We start from the raw sequence: 14,844 nt of genomic DNA on the forward strand, positions 1-14,844 counted from the left end.
TCTCCTCCTATTCCTTAATGGCGCCGATCAAAACGCCTTTGACGAAATATTTTTGCAAAAACGGATACAGAAGCAGTATCGGCAATGTGGAAACGATAATCGTTGCATATTTAATGGTGTCCGCGATCGCCATCCGGTCTCCCGAGGCCTCCGTCATCATGTTGTCGGTCGTATTGGTTATGAGAATTTCCCGGAGCACGAGCTGGAGCGGAAATAGCTCCCGATCCCTCAGATAGATGAGCGCCCCGAAATATGAATTCCAGTGTCCCACGGCATACCACAGAATCATGACGGCGATAACGGGCATGGACAGCGGAATAATGATCCGGAACAGAATGATCAGGTCGTTCGCCCCGTCGATTTTCGCCGATTCCTCAAGACTTATCGGAACGGACTGAAAGGCGGTCCGCATAATGATCATATTGAACGTCCCGATCATCCCGGGGATCAGCATCGCCCAGATCGTGTTCAGCATTCCCAGGTTATTGATCAGCAGATAAGTCGGAATCAGCCCGCCGCCGAAAAACATGGTGATGACGATCAGCATCATCAGGACATTTTTGAAGTACAAATTTCTGCGGGACAGCACATATGCGCCGATCGCCGTGGCCACCAGATTGATGGCCGTTCCTGCCACGACGTAGATCAGCGTGTTCCGATATCCCGTCGTAATCATCGGGTTGTTAAACACCGCCTTATAGGCTTCGAAGTTAATATCAAGCGGCGCGAACAGCAGCCCCCGGTGCTGGGCCAATGAAGCGGGATCGCTGAACGAAGCGAAGGCAACATACACGAACGGATATAAGGTGACGAAGCAGAGGCCCGTCAGGATCAATGCATTCAGACAGACGAAGGTTATCTCGCCTGCGGATCGTTTGTTAGCCATGGACGACCTCCCTCTCTACCACAGTTTATGTTCGCTGACCCGCTTGCTGATGGAGTTCGCGAGTACAAGCAGGATAAAGCTGACTACCGCATTGAATAATCCAACGGCGGTCGTGAAGCCGTAATCCGTCTCCAGAACCCCTCTCCTGTAGACAAAGGTCGAGATCACGTCTGCCGTTTCATAAGTAAGCGGGCTGTACATCAGCAATACTTTTTCGCTGCCAACGCTAAGCATGGAGCCCATATTGAGAATAAAAATGATGATGATTGTCGGCAGCATGCCCGGCAGCGTGATGTGCAGCATCTGTTTCCAGCGGCCTGCGCCGTCCATCTTGGCCGCCTCGTACAGGGTCGGGTCAATGGTGGCGATGGCGGCAAGATAAATGATCGAACCCCAGCCTACGCCTTGCCAAATGCCGGAGCCGACATATATCGTACGGAACCAGCTGGCCTCGCTCATGAACGGAATCGATTCGATGCCGAAAAAGCCCAGAATCTGATTCACCAAGCCATCTCTTGCGAGAAAATCGAACATGATCCCGGTTACCACGACGATGGATACGAAATGCGGCAAATACGATATCGTCTGAACCGTACGCTTAAACAGCCGGCTGCGGATTTCGTTCAGCAGCAGGGCAAGGATAATCGGTGCCGGAAACGCGAAGATGAGCTCATAGATATTGATCAGAACGGTATTGCGCAGAAGGCGTTCGAAATAATAGCTGTTAAAAAAATTACGGAAATGCTCAAATCCGATCCACTCGCTTCCCCAAATACCATCGGCAATGCTGAAATCTTTGAAAGCCATCAACAGACCGTACATCGGTCCATAGTGGAAGACGGCATAGTATAGAATGACGGGAAGCGCCAGTATGTAGACGTATTTGTTCCGTTTCAAATCGTTCGCAATCGTTGTCCATTTCCCTTTGCGATGCTCGAAGGGATACTCCTGGGTTGCTGACAATCGAATCCCTCCCTCCAAATCAATTTATATGGCGCCAAGAGCGGCGGAGCTGCATGTTTCCGCCGCTTCAGGACGTTTCCGTTTACCGCTTACCGTAACGCTCCAAGGCTTTCTGCTGTATTTCCAGAGCTTCGGCAAGACCCATGGATTCAATGGTTTTCACATACTTGTCAAACTGATCCAACGGCTCGGCGCCCATGACGAACTTCAAGTACATCTCGTCCTTGTACGTGTTGATATCCGTCATGATGGAAGCGTAGCGGCTGCTCTCGGATTGGGTCGGCGTTGTGCGCGGCATTTTCTTCTCCATGGTCGGCTCTGCCCAGATGATCTTGGACTCCAGCTGATCCGGCTCGGTCGTATATTGTTGATCGAACCGAATATCAAGCATGAACGGCCCGCTGAAGGTTGCGCGGTTATGCTTGGACATGGACTGGATCACCGGCAGTCCCGAAGGGTCCTTCAATACATCGGGCTTAAACATCGGCTTGCCGTCCTCCATCGAGTAGCTGACGCCCTCTTTTCCGAAGTTAAACAACAGGGTGCCTTCCTCGGAATAGCCGTAATCCAGCCACTTCACCGTTTCAATCGGATTTTTGTTGCTGGTAGTAACTGCTGCCCCTATTCCGTTAAATGCATAGTCTTTATATCCCCAAATCTGCTTGTCGCCTTGGTTCATGACAGGGTAGGGGGCTGCCACCAACCTGAAGTTCGGATCTTTATCCTTCATGAGCGTTCCATACTTGCCGATCCCGCTGCCGGTGTATAGAATCGCTGATCCGATCTGCCCGCCCGTAATTTTGGCCTCCAGCATTTTCTCATCGGTCGTCGCAAAGTCTTGATCAAGCAAGCCTTCCTTGTACCACTGGTTCATGAGCGTCAAGAACTCTTTGAACCTCGGATCCGTCGGGCCGTATTTAACCTGACCCTCCTCTTGATAAAATCCGGCATTAATGCCCCATGCCCCGAGAAAAGCGGTCGTTGTATCGACATCTCCTTTCGTCAGATACAGGGGAATCTCATCCGCCTTGCCATTGCCGTTCGGATCTTGCTCCTTAAAAGCCTTCAATACGTTGTACCATTCATCAACCGTGGTCGGCATCGAAAGCCCCAGCTTATCGAGCCAATCCTGCCGGATCGTCGGTCCGAGAAATACCTTAAGCTTGTCGTCGGTGCGGAGGAACGGGAACACATAGATGCTGCCGTCATCGGTCATAATTTCCTTCTTCCACTCCGGATGCTCCTCGAGCACCTTTTTAAAGTTCGGGGCATATTGGTCGATCAAATCATTGAGTTTGATGATTTTACCGTCCTTGATCGCCTTCTCCGGTCCTCCCGGATAGCCGGCCCATGAATATTCGATCACGTCCGGGAGTTTATCCGAGGTCATCATCAGATTGAACTGCTCCGTCGCCTGCTGGCCCTGCGGAGGATGCTGAAAATCCACTTTCACCCCGGTGATCCTCTCCAGCTCCTTATAAGCCTCGATTTCGTTGTAACTCTTCATCGTAGCGGACACCTGGCTAACGATTTGCACCCAATACGTCAGTTCCGATAGAACCGGAGGGGCTTCCGGGTCCGACGCTACCTCCGGTTGTTCCTTGGCAGGGCCGCCGCACCCTGCCGCCGTTATGGCCATGGTGACAGCGAGCAAAACAATCCAGAATACTTTAAACCTGTTGACCTTCATTATCATTTGCCTCCCTTTTCCTTTGTTTGTTGTGCGAATTTCTGGTTTGTTAAGCACCACCTTACTGAACATTTTGTCGATTGAACACCGCCGTGTTTTCTAATTGTGCAATATATTTTTAAGGCAGTACATTGTCTATATTTAATCTTGGACTGATTTATTTCATGATGGATGGCCATTACAGAAATGAAGGGCGGCCGAAACGGCCGCCCTTTTCATTAAGTAAGCTGCTAGGAAGCCGAGCTGCGGCTTCGGATGTAGTCTATGTCTCCAAGAAGCAGCTCCGCGAAGCCGAAATCGAGATGCTTGCCCTGCTGCGCCTTAATGGCATTCTCCAGCGAAGTGATTGCATCCTCAGCTACTACGCTTCCAGGCGAATGCTGCTGGAGATTCGCAATTTTGGCCAATAAGCTTTGCGTGATGCCGTGATTATCGATCCAGCCTTTCTCTTCCCCTGCTCTTACGATATCGTCGAGCTGTTCCAGATCGACAGCAACCTCGAATGGGTATTCGCGAACCGTGATATTCCCGGCTGCATCTTCTGCCGTTATGCGAAGGATGTGCGGACCGGCAGTCAGCGTTAACGGCTCTATAACCAGCGTTTCCGCAGCTTCCTTGTCATCCAGTTCCACGATGACGGCGGATACGCCGCTTAATGCGTCCGTGATGTGAGGTGACATGGTGAAACGCTCGGTTTGGTATACGGACTGGGTCACGTTTGTCGTGATTTCCGGTCCGCTCCGGTCGATCTTCACCGTCTTAATCGCTTCATTACTTGTCACTCCGGACAGGGCAGCTGCCCGAGCGTATATCGTTGTCTGACCTTCTGTTTCTACAATTATGGGAGCCGTGTAATCGGTCCATTTGCCATTGGAGTCCATTTTGTACTGGTTCCGCATGCCTGCCGCTTCAGCTTCCGGTGTCATCGTGATGGTGACCTTCACTGATTCGCGGCTCCACTCGGAATCCTGATCGACCTTGATCTCGGGAGGAGCATTTAACGAGTGGGTCTCCCTTAAGCGCCAAAGCTCCTGCTTAGGTAAGGGTAAGTTCAAGGCGGCGATACGGGATTGAACCTCAGCCTTAGAATACGGAAGCGCCCATTTATCGAAGAACTCCGTCAGGTTTTCGCCTGCGGTTTTCGAGGCCATGATAACAAACGTGTCGATCTCTTCTTGGTTTGTCGCTGGCAGCTGGGATGCCGGCAGCTCCCGGTACGCCTGATGAAGCTCAGCATAAAAGTCCCATCCGTAAGCCAGGGAAAGCTGGCGGAACATTACGAGATAGCCGAAAAGATCGAGCTGGCCCGAGGTGCCGAACGACTTGCCCGGAAGATCGCTTTCGATATATTCAAACGCTAAGTCATAGAAATCTTTCCCATCGGCATTGCGAATCAATAAGTTGCTGCTGTTGCCGAATTTCTCTTGGACATATAAGGAGTAAATATTTACCGTAATTTCACCCGTTACGTTCCAGTTCCAGGCTCCTTGCTGATATTCGTGACCGGTCTCGTGCCAGAAGCCCCATCCTCCCTGAGTAACTCGGGATATGTCCACGGCGTGGCCCGCCGAAGGATCGATGTGGAACATGATCGGATAGCCGGCATGCATATAACCCGCACTAATTTGGCGATCCGCAACGTAACGGAACGGAAGGTCTATACTTTTGTGCGGCAGCGGTTGATCCGGGGAAAGCCCCGCGACTTCCTCTGTGTAGTCCACGATTGCATCCCACTTCTCCACTAATTGCTGCGGATCTTCAAGCTGCCTGATATACTCGGACGGAAGCGTCAAGATCACTCTGCGTCCCTGAAGCTCTGCCCATGGAGCGGGATGATGCCGAATCGTGTCTTCCCATTCAGCCGAAGAGGTCTCGCCAAGGATATAATACGGAGCGCGAACTCCGCCGCTGATTTCAATATCCTTCGCAACGCCCGGCTCCGGCTTGGTCGGAATCAGGTAAATCAGGCCGCCATAAGGACTGCGGATCCGGTTCTCGCCCGGAAGGAGCGGCTTTCGCTGCGAGATGACCGGAGGTCGTTCCCATTCCGTTTTACTTGTCAAATTATCCGTGTGAGCCCCTACCTGCACATCTAAATTCTGGGTGCCTTCAGGAACATGAATCGTTACCCATTCTCCGGCCGGTGCGTATAACCCCGTGCTGATCCAATTCTTCGGAACCGTCCCTTGGCGTAAATAGTCAAAGGTTGAATAATCAAAATTCACGTGAACGGATTGTCCTGACACTCGCGGTGCGTCCGCCGGAACGGTTCCGGGAAATTGATCGGCATAAGGGGATTTGGGGGCCGTCAGGTCATTGCCGATCCGTCCCAATTGAAAAGCTAACAATGCGCTGGTATAGGGCGCTTTGGAACGGTCGAGCGGAAACGTAAGCTGGGACTCCAAATCGCTGGCATCCTGCTCGATCACAGCATATAGCGGACTTTGCGGGGAGATGCTGCTGACGGTTCCGCCGGTCACCGAAGCGATGACTTGCAGCTTCTTGTCAGCGCCGGCGCCAGGCCGTCCGACGTTCACCTGATCCGGTGACAGCGTTCCAGCCTCAATCGCCTCGGCCTGCTCCAGCAGCTTTAGGGAATGTTAATTGGCCGATTGCTCCGGTGTCAATGTGGGCAAGGTTTCCGTTCGAGTCGACGCCGTATTGTTCATCAGACCAAGACCCATCCGGTTCAATAGGCGCTGCACCGGAAAATCTTCACTGAGCCTGCCCGAACGGCCCTGATATTCATTCCCGAGGAAGACATGCGGATATTGCTCCATCACCTATCCTTTTAAGGGGACAACGACATGACCTCCTTGCGCGACGTAATGCTCGACGGCATCGACCTCGCTATCCTTCAGCGTCCCGTCAATATAAGCTACGGGGTAACGGGAGGGATCCAGATGCTCCTCCGTGAATTGGTCCAACCGAACCAGATCGATCGGCACATCGGTTTCGATGATATAATTCTTCCACGTTGCCGACAACATGGGCAATCGCCCCTTGCCTTCCAACGCCTCCTGATAAGTCAACGTCTCGGAATCCTCTGTTAACCACAGGAGGATGTTGCGTGCCACCGTCTTCCGCTCATCGGTAATATCGGAGGTGAATTTGAAATAGGAGTCATCGCCTGCAACAACGACTTTGCCCTTTCCGTAGCGAGCCGCTGCAAGTATCGGCGTCGTGTCGGGGTTGACCGCCAGAACGAAGGCTTGATCTCCGATGGCCGCGACACCGCCGTTATAGGTGGCCGATACCGTCGGATAACCGGACAAATCCTTATAAATTACATCAAGATCATGCTGGATTGCCAGGCTCGCTGCGGTATTCGTGCCTAATGCATGAACGTCGGCCTGCTCCGTCATTCCATCCGCCGCCATCAGTGTCTTCCCTGACGGCGGAACGGCTGCAAGCGTGCAAGCAACCCCCAATAACAGCTTCAACCACTTTTTGGTGTGGAAACCCATCAACCGCTCAACTCCTTTGCCGATGATTTCGTAATAGCAACGAGAAACGAACTGCTTCCGTTTCGCCTCCCCCTCCCTCCAATTTCCTTTTTCCCTGCGTCCTAAATATAAAACAGCCGCCCGGAACACCATACAGTCGATATTTAAGATCGGACTGTATTTTTTCCGGGCGGCACTAACTTTTTTTAATATTTGGTTGTCGGTAATCAATAAGTGCGGCTGTTTATCAAGATCATCCTCTGGCTGCGGCATCCGCATAGAATATAATCGTGTAAAATTTCGTGGTTTCATTCCCAGGGTTAACGTACCGATGTGGCCGATTAGCCGAGAAATGCACAGAGCTTCCGGCAGGGACGGTGTAGCTTTCGTCTTCGCGCCACAGCTCCAGCTCTCCCTGATGCACAAAAATATATTCCTCCACGCCATCATTATGCGCTTCTGAACCATGGTCACAGCCGGGATCCATGATGACCATATAGGACTCGAATTTGGTGCGCAGGTTGTAGGAGAACAAAGGGTAAACCCGGTAAGCGCCTTCGGCCTCGTGAAAAGGCTCCACGTCCTCCGGGGATACCACGGTCACTTCGGTTTCCGCCTCTTCGATGAGCGTGGTGAATGAAATGCCGAGGCCGCTGACGATGCGCCACAATACCGAAATCGTCGGGTTGGAATCCCCCCGCTCGATCTGTCCCAGCATGGCTTTGCTTACACCGGTCAACTCGGCTACGTTATCGAGGCTGAGGCCCCGTGATTTGCGGATAGCTTGCAGATTTCTCCCTACTTTTTTATGAATGGGTTCCAAGTGTAACCATATCCTCCTTCTGAAACTAAGCCGTTAACTGATCTTGCTCTGATCCGCTTGCGGCTTCTCCATAAGCTTTGACACCATATCATCGGTCATATGGTTCAAATCATATTGTACATCAAATCCCCATTCTTCGCGTGCCGCAGTTGCATCGATAGAATCCGGCCATTCGTTCGCAATCGCTTGACGGACAGGATCCACGTGATAGTCGAGGCTGAAATCGGGTATATGGCGGCGGATGCTGGCCGCAATCCCCTCAGGGTCGACGCTCATCGCCGTAACATTAAAGGCATTACGGTGCTTCAGTTTAGCCGGATCTGCTTCCATCAATGCAATGATGGCGGAGATCGCATCCGGCATGTACATCATGTCAAGGTAGGTCCCTTTATCAATGTAGGAAGTATAGCAGCCGCTGCGAATAGCGTCTACATACATCTCAACCGCATAATCCGTCGTTCCCCCGCCCGGAGGGGCGGAGTGGGAGATCAGGCCAGGAAAGCGCAATCCACGGGTATCCACTCCGAATTTATGGTAATAGTAGTCACACAACAGCTCGCCGGAGACCTTGCTGACACCATACATCGTTAACGGGCGCTGCAGCGTATCTTGCGGTGTTGCTCTTTTCGGGGTGTCCGCCCCGAATGCTGCGATAGAGCTCGGTGTAAAGAACTGGCAGGATAATGCCCGTGCCGTCTCGAGCCCGCTTAACAAACCGCCCATGTTCAGGTTCCACGCCAGTGCGGGATTGGATTCCGCCTTGGCGGACAACAGGGCTGCAAGATGGATAATCGTATCCGCGCGGTGTTCTTTAGCTGCTTCATGGAAAGCTTGGTGGTCGGTTACATCCAGTATTCGGAACGGTCCTGATTGCACCGTTTCATGATGGATTTGGCGAATGTCCGTTGCAAGAACAGCTTCTTCGCCGTAAACTTGCCGCAATTTCGCCACCAGGTCCGAGCCAATCTGCCCGAGCGCACCGGTTACCATAATTCGTTTCATCACTTGTGCCCCCTTATTAGATCAGACCCAGTTCGCGTCCGATGGTTTCATATGCGGAAAGTGCGCGATCCAGCATCTCCTTCGTATGCATGGCGGTAGGCATGTTCCGAACTCTACCCGTGCCTTTTGGCACCGTAGGGAATACGATCGATTTGGCATACACGCCTTCTTCGTACAATCTGGTGCTGAATTTCTGGGTGGTTGCTTCATCTCCAATAATGCAGGGCGTAATCGGCGTTTCCGTACGGCCGACGGAATAGCCAAGACGCTTAAGGCCTTCCTGCAGATAACGGGTGTTCTCCCACAGCTTCATTTGCAGATCTTTGCTGTTCTGCAGGATGTCGATAGCGGTAATGCAAGCGGCTACGGTACCTGGAGGGAGCGCCGTGGAGAACAGGAACGGACGGCTGCGGACCTTAAGCCAATCGACCAGATCCCGTGATCCGGCAACATACCCGCCGACAACGCCAACCGCTTTGGACAGCGTGCCGATCTGGATATCCACTCGCTCCGACAATCCAAAATGCTTCACGGTGCCTGCTCCGCCGCCAAGAACACCTGAGCCATGCGCATCGTCCACATAAGTGATCAGATCATAGGTCTCGGCGATCTCCACGATTTCGGGAAGCTTCGCAATATCGCCGTCCATCGAGAACACGCCGTCGGTAATGACCATAATTTTGTTATATAAACCGGATTCTCTCGCTTCTTGCGCTTTCGAACGCAAATCGTCCATGTCCGAATGGTTAAAACGAATAACCTTCGCCTTGGTCAACCGGCAGCCGTCAATTATGGACGCATGGTTCAGCTCATCCGACAAAATCGCATCCCCGGCACCCATCACCGCCGAGATCGCCGCCATATTGCAGTTAAACCCGGATTGATACGTAAGCACAGCTTCCGTTCCCTTGAACTGCGCAAGCTTTTCCTCAAGCTCAACATGAAGCATGAGCGTTCCGTTAATGGAGCGAACGGCGCCGCTTCCGGTTCCGAAATCGGTCGTAGCCCGGATGGCCGCTTCTTTCAATCGCTCATCATTCGCCAGTCCCAGATAGTTGTTGGAAGATAAATTCACGAATTCACGACCCTGAATGGTAATAAGCGGACCATTCGGACTTTCAAGAGGCTGGATCGTATTATAGAGTCCTTGCTGCTTGAGTTCTGTTAGATTATCCTGTAAGAAAGCGCTTAACGATTGACTGGACATATGAAAATTCCTCCCGTGGATCCGAAGTATCTTAACGTACATATCATTTACCATTCCATTGTATGCAAAAAGTCACTTGTATGCAATATCATGTACAAAAATATGCTATATTGCATAACAGATATAAAGAAGCCAGCCTTCCTCAACCGGAGGAAACCTGGCTTTTTCATGTTTACTCTCTTAACGTCCATATTTCGGTTTGCGGCTCAGGTAAATTCAATGAGGCAATCCTTCCTTTTCCGTCTTCCGTCAGACCTATTGCCCATTTGTCGAAAAATTCAGTCAGGTCCTCCCCCGCTGTTTGAGAAGCTATGACGGCAAAAGTATCCACCGTGCCTTGAATTTCGTCGCGAGATAATTCGCGGTATTTCTCGAATATCCGGGTATAGAATTCCCAGCCGTAAGCAAGCTGAAGCTGCTTGAACATCACCAGTCTTTCATAATTGCCGATTTGGCCGTATTTTTTGGCCGGGTCATTGTTCTCTACGAATGCGATCCCCCGATCATAGTAATCCTTGCCGTCATTTCCGACTTTCAGCAGTTCGGAGGTATTGCCGTACTTCTCTTGGGTGTATAGAGAGAACAGGTTTACGGTGACTTCCCCGACATCGCCCCACGTCCATGTCCGCTGCTGGTATTCGTGCCCAAGTTCATGCCAGAAGCCCCAAGCACTTGTTTTAATATAATCGACATCCAGCAGGTTGGCCGCATAACTGAACGGCATCATGATGGGATATCCCGCATGCATCGCCCCGGAAGAGATCTGTCCGTCAGCGACGTAACGGCGGTTCAATTGATGGGCAGTATGAGGCATTGCCCTGTCCGGATCAAGTCCGACCAGTTTATCATAACTGTCGTAGATTTCATCCCAGGTCCGCATCAATTCTTCCGGGTCGGTCACTTGGCGGATCAAATCCGAGGGAACCGTCAGGATAATACGTTCTCCCTGAAACTCGGCAAAAGGAACGGCAACCGGTCCCGTGCGAATCCTCTCCCACTCCTCGAGTGTAGTCTTGCCGAGTACATAATACGGGGCTTCCGCCGCACCGCTGATTTTGACGGTTGCCCGGAAGTTCTCCTTCGCCTTTAGCGGAATGAGATAGATGAAACCGCCATACGGGCTGTTCACTTGATGGATGCCCGGTGTCAGCTTCAGGTGGTTTACGATAAGCGGAACTCGTCCCCACTTGCCGGATCCCCTCAAATCGTCGTCATGCGAACCGATTTGAACCGTTAAATGCTCAACGCCTTCCGGCACTTCAAGCGTAATGACTTTACCTGGGGGTGCATACAATCCGGTGCTGATCCAGTTTTTTGATGGAAGCGCATGCGTGTACATCGTATTTGGAAAATCAAAGTCGACCTCGATTTCCCGGTCATTGACGATGGTCGCTTCCTCTCCGACCATTCCCGGAAATGCGTCGGCATGAGGAGATTTCTCGTTGGCGGGATCCAAGGTGAAATGACTAAAACGGAAGTTATGCAGTGCATTCGTATAGGGCTGTTGGAATTTTTGAATCGGGAACACGGCAGGCAGCAGACTTTCGGCCTCCGATTCTGCCCAAGCATACAGCGGGGATTCGCTGGTTAACGTTTCGATTGTCTCGTTTAGTATATTGTAGAGCCGCTCCTGCTTTTTGTTCGCGGGTGTTTCCGGCGGACCGATATCGATTTGATCGTAAGTGAGCGTCCCTTTTTCCACTTCCTTACCTTGCGTGAGCCGTGCCCTGATATGATGATTATCGGCTTGATCATAGGTTAATGCGGATTCGCCGACACTTGACTCAGAGCCTCTGTTCATCAACGTCAACCCTGCCCGATTAAGCAGCTTTTGAATCGCAAAATCGCGGCTGAGTCTAGCTCCCCTCAAATTACCGACCTGGAGCACGGTTTCCTCGGGAGTATCGCGCGTTATTCCCTCAATACCGCTCAGGTTATCCGCCACGATGATGGCGCCCCCTAACCGTAAATATTGATCCAGCGCTTCGAGATCCTTATCCTTCATCGTCTGGTCTACATGGGCTACCGCATATTTTTGCGGATTCAGGTTTACGGAATCCCAGCTGTCGATTTTCACAAGCTCAATAGGCAAACCCGGATTAACCGTGAGCTCGTCGGAGGTCGTTATCAGTCTAATCTTCTTTCCCGGCTGCTCTAATGCATCTTCATAGCGATTCGTACGGTCATTGCCTTGGCCTTGATTTGTGGAGGCATCGTCCGTCAGCCACCATAAAGTATTCCGGGCCAGCTTACCCGCAGCATCACCCGCCGACTCGGACAGATTGAAATACTCCTTGCTTCCGGCGACAACGATACGCCCTTTGCCATAACGGGCTGCCGAGATGGCTGGAATATAATAATCGGGCACATTGATATTGAATGCAGCATCCCCTACTGCAGCAACGCCGCCGCCAGCGAAATATGGAATCGCTTGCAAATCCTTATAAAATATGCTGAAATCGTTCTTAAGCACGTCCAACGGCGTTCCGGCCGACCAGGGAGCATCAGCCAATCCGGATGATTGAAGTTCGGTCGGTCCGGTAGCATTTGCCATTGCAGGATCTTTTACCGTCCGTTTACTGATCTCCGCAGGTTCGGCAGCTGCAATGGATGCGGTCATTAATAATACCGCGGACCCGATTACTGCGAAATTCTTAATCCGTTTCATCATCTTCATTCCTTAACGATTCCTCCTTGATTTCCTTTGATATCCTGATGGAATGGCAGATCAGTCCTAAGCCTTGATGTCATTACCTCCCCCTTGATATGTCATTGAATGGGATTTCTCATCTAGCTTAATAAAAACCACTCGGATTTGAAATGCATAAAAAACACATCAATGTATCCAAAATACACAACCGGTAGGGGGCAGCCAATGGATATAAACCACCTGAAGTTAATTCAGAATTACCTGGCTAACGCGAATCTTCGCTTATCCATTGCCAAGGTTGATAAAGTGTCCCAGAACTGGCGCTTTTTTAATATGAGACCGTCCTATAACGCCCTATATTTTATACGGGAAGGGGAGGGCTGGATTAAGATCGACGAACAAGAATATCATCCCTCCCCCGGGCAAATCGTTCTCATGCCAGCTGGATCGCTTCATTCCATCTCTGTCGTGGGCGACAACACCTACAGGAAGTTTTGGTGCCATTTTACCGCCAAGGTGGATACGCTGAACTTGTTTCAGCTAATTCATCTTCCCTACGTGCTGGATGTGCCGGACGAGTCATATATGGAGCAGTTATTCAAGGAATTGATCGATGCATATGGGAGCAGCGCTTGGACCGCCCCGCTGCAAAGGAACGAAATATTGATGAAGCTTGTCCGACATTATCTTGACATCGTTCCCGATCGTCAACTCTCGCTGTCCATGCTGCCCGATATGCAGAAGCTGAACACGGTATTCCAGTATATTGAGGAGCATATCAACGATAACGTCAGCGTGGAACAGCTGGCGGGACTTATCCATTATAATCCCAACTATTTCATCCGCTTCTTCAAATCCAAAATGAAGATGACACCTGTGCAGTATATTATTAAGGTCAGGATCGAGAAAACAAAGGGTCTATTGATGACCACCGATTTGACCCTGGAGGAAATCGGGAGAAAGGTCGGAATGGAAGTCCATTATTTATGCCGGGTATTCAGGCAATTCACCAACATGTCGCCGGGGGAATTCCGTAACCAGATCATGTCCAACCGCTAATAAAAATCCCCTTGGGAGTTATCGGAATCTTTTTCCGATAACTCCCAAGGGGATATATGAAGAGCGATTATTTGATTACGAATTCCAAATCGTCCGCATCCGCCGGATGATGCCCATGTTGAATGATAGTTGCCACTGCATACGTGAGTCGTAAAAATGAGATCCTCTAGGAATCCCTTCACCGTTTTCCCATCAAAATCAAGTGGCAATCGCCTCATGCAGCGCCTCGACATAAGCTGCCGCCAGCTTGGACAGAGTCGCATTCTTATGACTGATCCATCCGACGTTAATCGTCTCATCGCATGCGAGTGGAACCGGAATAATCTCGTTCCCGTTCAGGTCAGCGCTCAGCACCCCGGTCGAAATGGTATAGCCATTCAAGCCGATGAGCAGATTGAACAGGGTCGCACGGTCATTGACCCGGATGCTTTTTTTGTGAGACAGCGTGCTGAGGATTTCCTCCGAGAAGTGGAACGAATTGTATTCCCCTTGCTCGAAGGATAAATACGGATAATTCTGAAGCTCGTCAATGGTCACGATCGACTGTTTGGCCAGCGGATTTTTGATGCTGATAAAAATATGCGGCCTCGCCGTAAACAAGCTGGTAAACTGCAGCCCTGCATCCTTCAGCAGCTTGTTGATCACCTTGGAATTGAATTCGTTCAGGTATAGAATGCCGATCTCGCTGCGCAAGGTTTTGACGTCCTGAATGATTTCGTAGGTTTTCGTCTCTCTCAGCGCCAATTCGTATTCGTCCTGCCCGTATTCCTGAACCAGCTTCACGAAGGCATTGACCGCAAAGGCGTAGTGCTGCGTGGATACCGAAAAATGCTGCGGGGAAGGCTTTGCGTTCAGATAACGCCCCTCCAGAAGCTCGGCCTGCTCCACCACCTGCCGCGCATAGCCGAGAAACTCCGCGCCTTCTTTGGACAAGGATATTCCTTTGTTGGTTCGTTCGAATATCGTAATGCGAAGCTCTTCCTCCAGATCCTTGATCGCATTGGACAAGCTGGGCTGGGATATAAATAATCGTTTGGCCGCCTCGTTCATGGAACCACGGTTGGCTACTTCGATGGCGTACTTTAATTGTTGTAAGGTCACAGTGATTCCCCCTTTTT

Annotated in this window: 12 protein-coding genes; 1 reads left to right on the plus strand and 11 read right to left on the minus strand. The window is 51.0% G+C overall.

Annotation, left to right across the window (positions count from 1 at the left end; genetic code table 11):
• Positions 1-7: 7 nt before the first annotated feature.
• From ACPV3A_RS03010 to ACPV3A_RS03055, 10 genes are all read right to left on the minus strand, one after another.
• The gene (locus tag ACPV3A_RS03010) at positions 8-886 is read right to left on the minus strand and encodes a carbohydrate ABC transporter permease (RefSeq protein ID WP_194543948.1); all 879 of its coding nucleotides are present in this window, start codon (positions 884-886) and stop codon (positions 8-10) included.
• Between the two features lie 15 nt (positions 887-901).
• Positions 902-1,849: an ABC transporter permease gene (locus tag ACPV3A_RS03015; protein WP_194543949.1), complete on the minus strand. Its 948-nt coding sequence runs from the start codon at positions 1,847-1,849 to the stop codon at positions 902-904.
• A gap of 82 nt (positions 1,850-1,931) precedes the next feature.
• Entirely contained in the window at positions 1,932-3,539 is a 1,608-nt protein-coding gene (locus tag ACPV3A_RS03020) for an extracellular solute-binding protein (protein WP_426198089.1), read from the minus strand.
• Between the two features lie 230 nt (positions 3,540-3,769).
• Entirely contained in the window at positions 3,770-6,076 is a 2,307-nt protein-coding gene (locus ACPV3A_RS03025; RefSeq protein ID WP_426198090.1) for a M60 family metallopeptidase, read from the minus strand.
• A gap of 63 nt (positions 6,077-6,139) precedes the next feature.
• On the minus strand, positions 6,140-6,319 hold the full coding sequence (locus ACPV3A_RS03030) for a hypothetical protein (RefSeq protein WP_426198091.1): 180 nt from the start codon (positions 6,317-6,319) through the stop codon (positions 6,140-6,142).
• Positions 6,320-6,322: 3 nt separating this feature from the next.
• Positions 6,323-7,264, minus strand: a complete 942-nt coding sequence (locus tag ACPV3A_RS03035; RefSeq protein ID WP_426198092.1) for a hypothetical protein — start codon at positions 7,262-7,264, stop codon at positions 6,323-6,325.
• Positions 7,239-7,808: a helix-turn-helix domain-containing protein gene (locus ACPV3A_RS03040; RefSeq protein ID WP_036660138.1), complete on the minus strand. Its 570-nt coding sequence runs from the start codon at positions 7,806-7,808 to the stop codon at positions 7,239-7,241. The genes ACPV3A_RS03035 and ACPV3A_RS03040 overlap by 26 nt, the downstream gene beginning before the upstream one ends.
• A 33-nt stretch (positions 7,809-7,841) precedes the next feature.
• Positions 7,842-8,810, minus strand: coding sequence for an NAD-dependent epimerase/dehydratase family protein (locus ACPV3A_RS03045; RefSeq protein ID WP_426198093.1), 969 nt, complete (start codon positions 8,808-8,810; stop codon positions 7,842-7,844).
• A 16-nt stretch (positions 8,811-8,826) separates the two neighbouring features.
• Entirely contained in the window at positions 8,827-10,017 is a 1,191-nt protein-coding gene (locus tag ACPV3A_RS03050; RefSeq protein ID WP_426198094.1) for a glycine C-acetyltransferase, read from the minus strand.
• A gap of 172 nt (positions 10,018-10,189) precedes the next feature.
• Positions 10,190-12,694 (minus strand): M60 family metallopeptidase, encoded by a 2,505-nt coding sequence (locus ACPV3A_RS03055; protein ID WP_426198095.1) that lies wholly within the window; start codon positions 12,692-12,694, stop codon positions 10,190-10,192.
• A 198-nt stretch (positions 12,695-12,892) separates the two neighbouring features.
• On the opposite strand from ACPV3A_RS03055, the gene ACPV3A_RS03060 reads away from it, so the two are divergent.
• Positions 12,893-13,726 carry an AraC family transcriptional regulator gene (locus ACPV3A_RS03060; RefSeq protein WP_426198096.1) on the plus strand — a complete coding sequence of 278 codons (834 nt, stop codon included), beginning with the start codon at positions 12,893-12,895 and terminating at the stop codon, positions 13,724-13,726.
• A gap of 198 nt (positions 13,727-13,924) precedes the next feature.
• Here ACPV3A_RS03060 and ACPV3A_RS03065 read toward each other — a convergent pair whose 3' ends face one another.
• Entirely contained in the window at positions 13,925-14,827 is a 903-nt protein-coding gene (locus ACPV3A_RS03065) for a LysR family transcriptional regulator (protein WP_426198097.1), read from the minus strand.
• Between the last annotated feature and the right edge of the window lie 17 nt (positions 14,828-14,844).

The organism is Paenibacillus sp. Dod16 (genome assembly GCF_049893405.1).
Taxonomy (GTDB): Bacteria; Bacillota; Bacilli; order Paenibacillales; family Paenibacillaceae; genus Paenibacillus_AQ.